Origin of the sequence: Zavarzinia aquatilis (assembly GCF_003173035.1) — a bacterium.
GTDB lineage: Bacteria > Pseudomonadota > Alphaproteobacteria > Zavarziniales > Zavarziniaceae > Zavarzinia > Zavarzinia aquatilis.
Map to the genome: position 1 here is coordinate 32,256 of NZ_QGLE01000004.1, position 11,635 is coordinate 43,890.

Below are 11,635 nucleotides of genomic sequence, written 5' to 3' on the forward strand. Positions count from 1 at the left end.
CACCCGGGCTATTCGGGCGGGCGCCGCATCAAGACGCGGCGCGGCGGCTGACCCTCCAGCGTGCCGCGCCACGAGCCGTCGCCGACCGGCTTCAGGTGGAAGACCTGTTCGTCGGCGACATCGGCGCTCGGGTTGAAGCTGATGATCAGGCCGCCGTCGACCAGCACGATATCGGTGATCTCGGCGGTGACGCCGTCCCAGTCGCAGGCGGTGGCGGGATCGGGACAGAGGCCGGGCAGGGCGGTGAAGACGCCGGCCGCGCGCGGCTCGTCCGCGCCATGGGTGATGTCGAGGGCGACCAGCGGCATGTCGCCGCCGTCGTCGAGCACGATGCGCCAGCTGCCGTCGAGTTCGCCCGGCACCGCGACGTCATTGGCGACGCCGGGGGGCAATTCGTCCTCCGCCGGGGTCGGCGAGGCGATATTGGGGGGCGGCGCCGTCTCCGCCGCCAACGCGGCGGGGGACAGGACAAGCAGGGCGAGCGCGGCGAGGGCAATCCTCAAGGCAGCACCCGGTCCAGCCAGGCCGAGGCATCGGCCGCCATCTCTTCCCAGCCCGGTTCCGAGACCATCCAGTGGCTGAACCCATCGTAGAGCCGGAAGGCGGTCTTGCCCTCGGTGTCGCGGTAGCGGTCGGCGATGCGCTTGACCGTGCGGGCGGAGTTCACCTTGTCGGCGCTGCCGGCGAGGGCCAGCACCGGGCATTTCACCGTCCAGGGCTCGACCCGGCTGGCCCGGCGCATATCCCAGGTCGAATGCATGATCTCGAACACCGCGCGACCCGATTCGGGCACGAAGCGCGAGAAGATCTGGCGCCGTTCCTCGCGCGGGAGGCGGTTCAGCGTATGGTCGGCGGCGACGCGGTAGACGGGATGGATCGGCCCGTCCCAGAACACGCCGAGGGTGGCGACCATGCCGACCGCCGACAGAATCTCGAAATCGGTCGACGGAATGACACCCCAGGGCGGGCTGGGGGCCAGCAGCACCGCCGCCCGGGCGAGGCCGCGCCCGGCCAGCATCTGGGCGATCAACCCGCCCATCGAATGGCCGACGATCACCGGCTTGTCCGGCAGCGTCCGGATCAGCCGGGCCAGGTCGTCGGCATAGTCGACGAGGCTGGTGCGGCCGAGGTCCGGATGCGGCCGGCCGTGCGCCGGCGTGTCGTGATGAAGCAGATTGGGCGTGTGGCAGGTCCAGCCGGCGGCGGTCATCGCCTCGGCCCAGCAGGCCATGGCCCAGCCGCCGGTGAAGGCGCCGTGGATCAGGACCATGTGGCCCTTGTCGCCGCTCATCGCGCCGCCCCCCCGAACAGCGGGGCGAATTCGGCGACGATCTCCTGATAGAGGTCGCGTTTGAACGGCACGATCAGGTCGGGCAATTGATGATGCTCGACCCAGCGCCAGGCGGCGAATTCCGGGTGGCTGGTCGCGATGTTGATGTCGGCGTCGGTGCCGAGGAAGCGCATGGCGTACCACTTCTGGCGCTGCCCGCGGTAGCGACCCTTCCACACCTTGGGGATCAGCTCGAGCGGCAGGTCGTAATTCAGCCAGCCCGCCGATTCCGCGATGATTTCCGCCTTCTCGGTGCCGATTTCCTCGCCCAGCTCGCGCATGGCGGCGGTTTGCGGCTCCTCGCCGTCGTCGATGCCGCCCTGGGGCATCTGCCAGGCCTCGACCAGATTGTCGATCCGCTGCCCGACAAAGACGAGACCCGCGGGATTGATCAGCATGATCCCGACGCAGGGGCGATAGGGCAGGGCGTTGATATCCATCATGTTACTCGGCATACGGAAAGGTGGGGCGGGCGGGTCATTCGGTGGCGATCGTGTCGGCCAGCGCCGAAGCCGGGGCGAGGACGAGGCCGCGCGCCTCCAGCCCGGCGGCCCAGCTGGCGATACGCTCGATCGAGCCAGGATAGTCGGAGGCAATGCCGATGGCGGCGCCGTTCTGCCGCGCGAAACGCTCCAGCTCGGCGAGGCGGGCATCGACGGCCGCACGGGTCGGCGTCGCGTCGATGAAGCGGGTGGCGACGGCGCGCGGCAGGCCCATGTGGCCGGCGACGGCGGGAATGGCCGACTGCTCGGCGGTGCGGCTGTCGACGATCATCAGCCCGCGCGCCTTCAGCAGCGTCGCGGTTGCCTGAACGGCCCCGGCGTCGGCGGTGTAGCGCGAGCCCATATAGGTCATGACGCCGACATAACCCGTGGTGCGCGCCAGCGTCCATTCGAGGCGCGAGCGGTTGTCGGCCGCGGACAGATTCGTCATCAGCGCCTTGGGGCCGGGATCGCTGGTCGGGAAATCGACCGGCTCCATCGGCACCTGGATCAGCAATTCGTGGCCGCCGGCCCGGGCCCGCGCCGACCATTCGTCGAGATTCCGGGCATAGGGCGTGAAGGCCAGGGTGACATCGGGCGGCAGCTTGTCGATCGCCTCGGCGGAGGTCGATTCCTTGAGACCGAGACCGGCGACGATGATCGCGATGCGCGGCCGGGCGGTCTTGTCGCCGAAGGGCCGCGCATAGACCTGCCAGGGCTGGCGCCCATCAGGCCCGACGACAGGCAGCAGACCGTCACGGCCGTTTTCCACCAGGGCGGGATCGGGCGCGGGCGCCAGGGCAATGCCGCCGGGCGAAGCCGCCGGGGCCGATACCGGGGCGTCCCCGGCATCGGTGGACGGCGCCACGGGCGCGGGGGCCGGCTCGGTGCTTGCGGGTTGGGGGGCGGGGGCCGGAACAGCCTCGGGCGCAGGCGCAACGCCCTGCCCGTCGTGCTGGACAGGGGCCTCCGCCGGCGGGGGCGGAACTGCTGGCGCCGCGACCGGCTCGGGCGGCGGCAGCACCTGTTCGGGGGCGGGCGCGGCGTGGGGAACGGCGACTGCCGGCTCCGCCTCGGCGGCGGCTTCGGCCTTCGGGGCGGGGGGCAGGGCGACGATGACGCCGCCGCCCGGGCCGTCGCTCCCGGTGACCGCGGCCCAGGCAATCAGCCCGCCGATCGCGGCCACCGCGAGCATGACCGCCAGCGGCAGCACGGCGGGCCGCCGCGACGGCGCTCCCGATACCGGGCGATCTGCGGCGGGCGGTGCCGCCGGGCGATCCTGCTCCGGGTTCACCGCGGCGCCGTCAGTTGGCGATCTTGCCGTCGACCACCTTCAGCGTGGCGATCTGGGCGAGCGCCTGGTCGAGCTGCACGTCCTTGGCCCGGTCTTCCGGGATTTCCTCGGCGCTGCGCGGCGCCTCGGTCGCGCCGCCGGCCCCGTTGCCCTCGCTGTCACCCTGCAGGTGGTTGGGCAGATCCGCTTCCGAGCGCATCTGCGGCACGTCCTCGGGCTTGGCGCCGTCGGGCAGGGGCTGGAGCACCTGCTTGTCCGGCTCGATGCCCTTGGCCTGGATCGAACGACCCGACGGCGTGTAATAGCGGGCCGTGGTCAGGCGCAGGGCGCCCTGGTTGGGCAGCGGGATGATGGTCTGGACCGAGCCCTTGCCGAACGACCGGGTGCCCATGATCAGGGCCCGCTTGTGGTCCTGCAGGGCGCCCGCGACGATTTCCGAGGCCGAGGCCGAGCCGCCGTTGATCAGGACGACGACCGGCTTGCCGGCCATCAGGTCGCCCTGGGTGGCGCTGTAGCGCGAGACGTCGTCGGGCTTGCGCCCCCGTGTCGAGACGATTTCGCCCCGGTCGAGGAATTCGTCGGAAATCGCGATGGCCTGGTCGAGCAGGCCGCCCGGATTGTTGCGCAGGTCAAGGACGACGCCCTTGACCTTGTCCGGGCCGATTTCCTTGGACAGATCGGCGATGGCCTTCTTCACCCCGGCGTCGACCTGTTCGTTGAACTGGGTGACGCGGACATAGATCACGTCGCCCTCGCGGCGCGAGCGGACGGCGCGGATCTTGATCACGGCGCGGGTCAGGGTCAGGTCGAAGGGCTTGGCGATGCCTTCGCGCTTGACCGAGATGACGATCTTGGAATCCACGGGCCCGCGCATCTTCTCGACCGCTTCCTGCAGCGTGAGGCCGAGCACGTCCTTGCCGTCGAGCGAGACGATATAGTCGCCGGTCTTGAGGCCCGCGCGGGAAGCGGGGGTCTCGTCGATCGGCGTCACCACCTTGACGAAGCCGTTTTCCATCGTGACCTCGATGCCGAGGCCGCCGAATTCGCCGCGGGTCTGCACCTGCATGTCGCCGAAGGCCTTGGCGTTCATGTAGCTGGAGTGCGGGTCGAGCGAGGCGAGCATCCCGTTGATCGCGGCTTCCACCAGCTTCTCGTCGGTCACTTCGTCGACATAGTCGCTCTTGACCCGTTCGTAGACGTCGCCGAACAGGTTCAGCTGACGATAGGTCTCGGCGGAGCCGGCCTGCACGCACATGGGAATGGCTGCACCCGTCGCAAAGGCGAGGAAGGCCACGACTGCTCGATTCATTCGCATCATCCGCTTACCCTAGTCGCACCGGATATCAGCCAGGGGGTCAGATCCACCGGCTCTCCGTCGTGCCTCAGCTCGACATACAACACCGGCCGGGCGCCGTCACGGGCGCTTTCCATCTGACCGACCGGTTCGCCCGCCAAAACCTTCTGACCGACCGTCACGTCGATCCGTGCCATCCCCGCAAGCAGCAGATGATACCCGTCGCCTTGCGACAGGATCAAGAGCTGCCCGTAACCCGAAAACACTCCGGCGAAGGCGACATCCGCCGCCGCGGGCGCCGTGACCTGCGCATCGGGCCTGGTCGCGATGCGGAACCCGCGCGAGGTCAGGCCATTGGCCTGGCGGTCGCCGAACCGGGTGGTGATCTCGCCCGCCGCCGGCCAGGCCAGCTTGCCCTTCAGGCTGGAAAAGCGGGCCATGACCGCGGGCCGCGCGGGCGCCGCCGGGGTCGCCGGTTCGGCGGTGACGGCGGCGACCTGCCCGGGCTTCGACGCCGCGGCCTGTTCCGCCTCTTGCGCCGCCGCGCGCTCGGCTTCGGCGGCGGCGGCGGCGGCCTCACGCTCGCGCCGCGCCTTCTCGACCGCGGCCAGCAGGTCCTCGACCGATTTCGCCTTGGCCGCCAGCTGGTCGACCCGTTTCGTCTCGGCCTCGACCAATGTGTCGAGGCGCTTGCTGTCCTCGGCCTTTTTCGCCAGCAGCCGGTCGATTTCCACCCGCTCGTCCGCGAGCGAGGCGAGGGTGGCGCCCAGCCGCACCCGGTCGGTGGCGAGGCGGGCGCGCAGCGCGGTCAGCGAGGCGAGATCGCGGCTCAGGGTGACGGCGCGGCTGCGCAGCTCGGGCACCAGATCGCGCAGCACGGTGCCGGTATGGGCCAGTTCGACCGCAGTCTGGCGCCGCGCCATCAGGAGGACGGGGGGCCGGCGCGACAGGCGGGTGAGGGCGCCCAGCAGGCGCGACAGGGCGGCGCGGCGATCCGACAGGGCGGCCAGCTTCTCGGCCTCCGAGGCGCCGAGTTCCGCCAGCCGACGCTCGATCGCGTCGGCGTCGGCCTCCTGCTGGCGCAGGGTGGCGGCGCGCTGGACGAGCTGGGCCTTCAGCGTGGCGACCTCGTCGGTCAGGCGGGCACGCTCGCCCGCGACTTCGGCCTGACGCTTGCGCGCGGCCTCCAGTTCCGACTGGACGGCGCGCAGGTCGTCCGGGCTGGCGTCCTGACCGAGGGCGGTGGCGCAGGGGCCGGCCGCCAGGGTCAGGGCAAGGGCGAGGGTCAGGCCGGCCTTAGGCGCGGGCACGGCGTTCGGGCAGGGCTGCGGCGTCGGCCTGGGCCGGCACCAGCAGGCTGTTCCCGGTCATCGCCGCGGGCTGCGGCAGACCGAGGAAGGGCAGCAGGGTGGGGGCGATATCGGCCAGCCGGCCGTCGCCGAGGGCGACCTCGCTCCGCGCATTGAACAGGAAAGCCGGCACCAGATTGGTGGTGTGGGCGGTATAGGCGCCATGGGTTTCCGGGTCGACCATCTGTTCGATATTGCCGTGGTCGGCGGTGACCAGCATGACGCCGCCGGCCGCCTCGACCGCCGCCGTCAGCCGGCCGAGGCAGGCGTCGATGGTTTCGACCGCCTGGATCGCCGCGTCCATGATGCCGGTGTGGCCGACCATGTCGGGATTGGCGAAATTGACGACGATGAGGTCGTAAGTCTTGCCGGCGATCGCCTCGACCAGCCGGTCGGTCACTTCCCGGGCCGACATCGCCGGGGCGAGGTCATAGGTCGCGACCTTGGGGCTGTTGATCAGGATGCGATCCTCGCCCTCGAACACCGTTTCTTCGCCGCCGTTGAAGAAGAAGGTGACATGGGCGTATTTCTCGGTCTCGGCGATGCGCAGCTGGGTCTTGCCGGCCTTGGCGACCACGGCGCCCAGCGGGTCTTCCACCCGCTCAGCCGGGAAGATGGCCGGCACAAAGCCGTTCAGCTGGCTGGAATATTCGACCATGCCGGCGATGCCCGCGAACTGCGGCAGGCGCGCCCGGGGGAAACCGTCGAAATGGGGATCGAGCAGGGCGACGAGGATTTCACGCGCCCGGTCGGCGCGGAAATTGGCCATGATCAGGCCATCGCCATCGTGCATCCCGCGATAATGGCCGATGGCGGCCGGCTTCACGAATTCGTCGGTCACGCCCTCGGCATAGGAGGCTTCGATGGCCGCCCGCGCGCTGGCGGCGGCGACACCCTCGGCCTCGACCATGGCCTTGAACGCGAGGCCGACGCGGTCCCAGCGCTTGTCGCGGTCCATGGCGAAATAGCGGCCCGAGACGGTGCCCATGCTCCAGTCCGGCACGCCATCGAGGGAAGCCTCGAAATCGGCGAGGAACTCGAGCGCGCTCTTGGGCGGCGTGTCGCGCCCGTCGAGGAAGCCGTGGACGATGACCTTCAGGCCATGGCCCGAGGCGATGCGGACCAGCGCGGCCATGTGGTCCTGATGGGAATGGACGCCGCCGGGCGACAAGAGGCCGAGAATATGCAGGGCGCCGCCTTTGGCCTTGGTCGCCTCGATCGCCTTCAGCAGCACGGCATTCTCGGCCAGCGTGCCGTCGGACACCGCCTGGTCGATGCGCGGCAGATCCTGCATGACGACGCGGCCGCCGCCCAGATTCATGTGGCCGACCTCGGAATTGCCCATCTGGCCTTCCGGCAGGCCGACCGACAGGCCGGAGGTGCGGATCAGGCTGTGCGGGCAGGTTTCGAGCAGGCGGCTGTAGTTCGGCGTCTTCGCCTTCGCGATCGCATTGTCGTCCCCGCCCTCGCGCCAGCCCCAGCCATCGAGGATGCACAGCACCACCGGCTTCTGCGGGATCACGGAAAGGGTTGCGTCGGTCATGGCGGGGAACCTTGGTAACGATCAGGACTTAACAAATAACTCACGCCCGGTGATATGGATGCCCGTCGATGATGGTGGCGGCGCGGTATAGCTGCTCTGCAAGCATCGCACGGACCATCAGGTGGGGCCATGTCGCAGGGCCGAAGGAATAGCAGAAGGCCGCCTTCTTGCGAATATTCTCGTCGTGCCCGTCGGCGCCGCCGATCAGGAAAGCCACTTTCCCGGCGCCCTGATCGCGGAAACGCTCCAGCTTGCCCGCCAGGGCTTCGGACGACAGCACCTCGCCCCGTCCGTCCATGGCGACGATGGCCGCGCCGGGGGGCACGGCCGCCAGCAGCAATTCGCCCTCGCGCTTCTGGCGGGCGGCGCCCGCCATGCGCTTCTCCTCGACCTCGACCAGCTCGATGGCGGGTTTCAGCCGCGCCGAATAGGTCTCGAACAGCAGGCGTTCCGGGTCCTTGGCCCCGAACCGCCCGACCGCGAGGATGGACAGTCTCAGGCCCAGCATCTTCGGTCGTCGCCGGCGATCACTCTTCGCCGGGGCGGAAATCCGCCTGCCACATCTTCTCCAGCTTGTAGAAATCGCGGACTTCCGGCCGGAACAGATGGACGATGACATCGCCCGCGTCGATCAGCACCCAGTCGCCGGCCGACTTGCCCTCGGTCCGGCAGGGGCCCAGCTTCGCCTCGTCCACCGCCTTGACGACGTAATCGGCGAGGGCGGTCACCTGACGGCCCGAACGGCCGTTGGCGATCACCATGTAATCGGCGATGGACGACTTGCCGGCGAGGTCGATGCTCAGGATTTCTTCCGCCTTGTTGTCGTCCAGCGTCTTCACGACGAGGTCGAGCAGGGCGCGGGCGGCATCGCTGGCCGGGGCCGGCTTCTTCTTCGCCCGCGACTTCGGCTTCTTGCGCTCGGCTTCCATGTCGACGGCGATCAGCACCGCCTCGGTCTCGGCCGGGGCGGTCTTGCGGACGCGGATGCGCTTCGGCTTCTCGGCCGGGGCTTCCGCCTCGGGCTCGGGCGCCGCATCGGCCTTTTTGGCGCGGACGCGCTTCGGCTTTTCCGCCGGGGCCTCGGCCTCGGCTTCGAGCGGGGCGGCGGCTTCGGCCTTTTTGGCGCGGCTGCGCTTCGGCTTTTCCTCGGCGGCGGGCGCCGCTTCGGCTTCGGCCGCCTTCAGGCGCTTGGCCGGTTTCTTCTTGGGTGCGGTGTCTTCGGCGGGGGCGGCGATGATCGCGTCCTCGACGGTTTTCTTGCGCGGAGCCAGGGTCGGGTCCTCCTAGAGATCCGCGGCCCGTGCGGCGGCGCGCAGGGCGGTGGCGGATGCGGGGTTCAGTTTCATGGTCACGAAGGCCCAGGCCGGGGGCCGGTCGTATTTCAAATGGCGGCGGGCGTTGCCGCCGCGCCGCACGGCGGCGAAGCGATGCGCGGCCGGGCCGCCCAATGCCGCCAGAGAATAGGTAGGCCGGTCGAAGACGGCAACGGCGACATCGCCGAAGATGCGCCGCCAGTCGCGCCAGCGATGAATGGTGGCGAGATTATCCGCCCCCATCAGCCAGACGAAACGCGCCCTCGGGAAACGCTTCCGCAGGGCCCGGATGGTCTGGGCGGTATAGACTGTGCCCAGCCGCGTCTCGATATCGGTCACCAGCACCCTGGGGTGGCGGGCGATGGCCCCGGCCGAGGCGAGACGGGCGGCCAGCGGCGCCATGTCCGCCGCCGATTTCAGCGGGTTCTGCGGCGAGACCAGCCACCACACCCGGTCGAGGCCGAGATGGCGCAGCGCGGCGAGGCTCAGGTCCCGGTGCCCGTCATGGGCGGGATTGAACGAGCCGCCGAACAGGCCAATGGCAAGGCCCCGCGCTTCCCCCGCGATCTTCAGACGGCCGAGGCTCAAGGTCGGATCTGGCCCGTGCCGCGCACCAGATATTTCATCGTGGTCAGCTGTTCGGCGCCGACCGGGCCGCGGGCGTGCAGCCGGCCGGTGGCGATGCCGATCTCCGCCCCGAAGCCGAATTCGCCGCCATCGGCGAATTGGGTCGAGGCATTGAGGGCGACGATGGCGGAATCGACCCCGGACAGGAAGGCTTCGGCCGCCGCCGCGTCCTCGGTCACGATGGCGTCGGTGTGATGGCTGCCGTGGCGCTCGATATGGGCGATGGCGTCGCTAACACCATGCACCAGCTTCATGGCGACGATGGGCTCGAGATATTCCGTGTCCCAGTCGGCCTCCGCCGCCGGCTTCACCCGGGGGTCGACACCTTGGGTCGCCGCGTCGCCCCGGACTTCGCAGCCGGCGTCGAGCAGCATCCGGGCGAGCGGGGCGAGCTGGTCCTTCGCGGCCTCGTCCACCAGCACGGTCTCGGCCGCGCCGCAGACGCCGGTGCGGCGCAGCTTGGCATTGCGCACGATGGTCAGCGCCTTTTCGGGATCGGCGCCGCCGTCGACATAGACATGGTTGTTGCCGTCGAGATGGGCGAGCACGGGCACCCGCGCGTCGGACTGCACGCGCGCGACCAGCGACTTGCCGCCGCGCGGCACGATCACGTCGATCAGCCCCTGCGCCGTCAGCATGGCGCCCACGGCCGCGCGGTCGGCCACCGGCACCAGCTGGACCGCGTCCGCCGGAACACCAGCCGAGGCCAGCCCCGCGACAAAGGCGGCATGAATGGCGCGCGACGAATTCAGCGCCTCCGAGCCGCCGCGCAGGATGACGGCATTGCCCGAACGGACACAGAGCGCGCCGGCATCCGCCGTCACATTGGGCCGGCTTTCATAGACGATGCCGATGACGCCGATGGGCACCCGCACCTGCTGGATGCGCAGGCCATTCGGCCGCTCCCATTCGGCGGCCACGGTATTCACCGGATCGGCGATCCCGGCGACCGCCTCGACCCCGGCGGCGATGCCCTCGATCCGGGCCTCGTTCAGCATCAGGCGGTCGAGCAGGGCATGGGTCAGGCCCAGGGACCGGCCGCGTTCCATGTCGATCGCATTGGCGGCGAGAATGGCAGGGGCGGCGGCGCGGATGGCGGCGGCCCCGGCGCGCAGCGCGGCGGTGCGCGCCTCCGCGTTCAGGCTGGCCAGCACGCGGGCGGCGGCGCGGGCGCGCTTCGCCATGTCGGTGACGAGGCTTGCGGCGTCGAGGGCGGTTTCGGTCTTTTCGGCGGTTGCGTCGCGCATTTTTCTATCCGTCGATCGCGAGATCGTCGCGGTGGATCATCTCGTCCCGGCCACGGTAGCCGAGGATATGCTCGATTTCACCGGATTTGTGCCCGGCGATGGCGCGCGCGTCCTCGGCGCCGTAAGCGATCAGGCCCCGGCCCAGCGCCCGTCCCTCCGGGCCGACCACCATCACGGCATCGCCCCGGCTGAACTCGCCCTCGACCGCGCGGACACCCGCCGGCAGCAGGCTCTTGCCTTGGGCGAGGGCACGCGCCGCGCCTTCGTCGACCACCAGCCGGCCCTTGGGGCCAAGGCTGCCGCCGATCCACATCTTGCGCGCCTGGCGCGGGCTGCGGTCGGCGAGGAACCAGGTGCAGTTGGCACCGCTCTCCAGCGCGGAAATCGGCCGCTCGACCTGGCCTGCGCAGATCACCATGGAACAGCCGGCGGCCAGCGCGACGCGCGCCGCCTCGACCTTGGTGATCATGCCGCCGGTGCCGACGCCGGAGACCGGCTCGCCCGCCATCGCCTCGATCTCGGGCGTGATGCCGGTGACGACATCGAGCCGGCGCGCGCTCGGATCGGTGTTCGGGTTGGCGGTATAAAGGCCGTCGATGTCGGAAAGAAGGACCAGGCAGTCGGCGGTGGCGAGTTCGGCCACCCGGGCCGCCAGCCGGTCGTTGTCGCCATAGCGGATTTCCGAGGTGGCGACCGTGTCGTTCTCGTTGATCACGGGGACGGCGCCGAGGCGCAGCAGGGTCGCCATGGTGCTGCGGCCGTTCAGATAACGCCGCCGGCTCTCGGTATCGTCGAGGGTCAGCAGGATCTGCGCCGTGGTCAGGCCGTGTTCGCCCAGCACATCCTGCCAGGCATGGCTCAGGCGAATCTGGCCGACGGCGGCCGCCGCCTGCTTTTCCTCGAGTTTCAGCACGCCCTTGGGCAGGCCGAGATGGCGCCGGCCGAGGGCTATCGCTCCGGAAGAGACGATGACGACATCCTGGCCGCGCGCCTTGATCGCGGCGACGTCGGCGGCGATACCTTCCAGCCATTGGCGGCGCAGCTTGCCGCTGGCCTGATCGACCAGCAGGGCCGAGCCGATCTTGACGACGATGCGCCCGGCCGCCTGCAGGCGGTCGCGGCTGGAAAGGGGATTGGTTTCGACGATGCTCATGAC

12 protein-coding genes are annotated in these 11,635 nt (G+C 70.1%); all 12 read right to left on the bottom strand.

The features are described 5' to 3' along the window. Positions 1-8 precede the first annotated feature (8 nt). Complete coding sequence (locus tag DKG74_RS08535; protein ID WP_109904716.1) at positions 9-503, bottom strand: hypothetical protein; 495 nt, start codon at positions 501-503, stop codon at positions 9-11. Then, positions 500-1,291, bottom strand: coding sequence for an alpha/beta hydrolase (locus DKG74_RS08540; protein ID WP_109904718.1), 792 nt, complete (start codon positions 1,289-1,291; stop codon positions 500-502). Before DKG74_RS08540 ends, DKG74_RS08535 begins: the two co-directional genes overlap by 4 nt. Then, positions 1,288-1,785, bottom strand: coding sequence for an RNA pyrophosphohydrolase (locus DKG74_RS08545; RefSeq protein ID WP_207779297.1), 498 nt, complete (start codon positions 1,783-1,785; stop codon positions 1,288-1,290). The genes DKG74_RS08540 and DKG74_RS08545 overlap by 4 nt, the downstream gene beginning before the upstream one ends. A 22-nt stretch (positions 1,786-1,807) precedes the next feature. Next, a complete protein-coding gene (locus DKG74_RS08550; protein WP_109904722.1) occupies positions 1,808-3,025 on the bottom strand; it encodes a divergent polysaccharide deacetylase family protein in 1,218 nt (405 codons plus the stop codon). Between the two features lie 91 nt (positions 3,026-3,116). Next, the gene (locus tag DKG74_RS08555; RefSeq protein ID WP_207779298.1) at positions 3,117-4,415 is read right to left on the bottom strand and encodes a S41 family peptidase; all 1,299 of its coding nucleotides are present in this window, start codon (positions 4,413-4,415) and stop codon (positions 3,117-3,119) included. 5 nt (positions 4,416-4,420) lie between these two features. Next, on the bottom strand, positions 4,421-5,710 hold the full coding sequence (locus DKG74_RS08560) for a murein hydrolase activator EnvC family protein (RefSeq protein WP_109904726.1): 1,290 nt from the start codon (positions 5,708-5,710) through the stop codon (positions 4,421-4,423). Continuing rightward, positions 5,697-7,292: a 2,3-bisphosphoglycerate-independent phosphoglycerate mutase gene (gene gpmI, locus DKG74_RS08565; protein WP_109904728.1), complete on the bottom strand. Its 1,596-nt coding sequence runs from the start codon at positions 7,290-7,292 to the stop codon at positions 5,697-5,699. The genes DKG74_RS08560 and gpmI overlap by 14 nt, the downstream gene beginning before the upstream one ends. A 40-nt stretch (positions 7,293-7,332) precedes the next feature. Continuing rightward, positions 7,333-7,800 carry a 23S rRNA (pseudouridine(1915)-N(3))-methyltransferase RlmH gene (locus DKG74_RS08570; RefSeq protein ID WP_341475852.1) on the bottom strand — a complete coding sequence of 156 codons (468 nt, stop codon included), beginning with the start codon at positions 7,798-7,800 and terminating at the stop codon, positions 7,333-7,335. 19 nt (positions 7,801-7,819) lie between these two features. Further along, entirely contained in the window at positions 7,820-8,239 is a 420-nt protein-coding gene (rsfS, locus tag DKG74_RS08575; RefSeq protein ID WP_243404069.1) for a ribosome silencing factor, read from the bottom strand. 336 nt (positions 8,240-8,575) lie between these two features. Next, a complete protein-coding gene (locus tag DKG74_RS08585; protein WP_109904732.1) occupies positions 8,576-9,193 on the bottom strand; it encodes a nicotinate-nucleotide adenylyltransferase in 618 nt (205 codons plus the stop codon). Next, positions 9,190-10,479, bottom strand: coding sequence for a glutamate-5-semialdehyde dehydrogenase (locus DKG74_RS08590; protein ID WP_109904734.1), 1,290 nt, complete (start codon positions 10,477-10,479; stop codon positions 9,190-9,192). Before DKG74_RS08590 ends, DKG74_RS08585 begins: the two co-directional genes overlap by 4 nt. A gap of 4 nt (positions 10,480-10,483) precedes the next feature. Then, on the bottom strand, positions 10,484-11,632 hold the full coding sequence (proB, locus tag DKG74_RS08595; RefSeq protein ID WP_109904736.1) for a glutamate 5-kinase: 1,149 nt from the start codon (positions 11,630-11,632) through the stop codon (positions 10,484-10,486). Between the last annotated feature and the right edge of the window lie 3 nt (positions 11,633-11,635).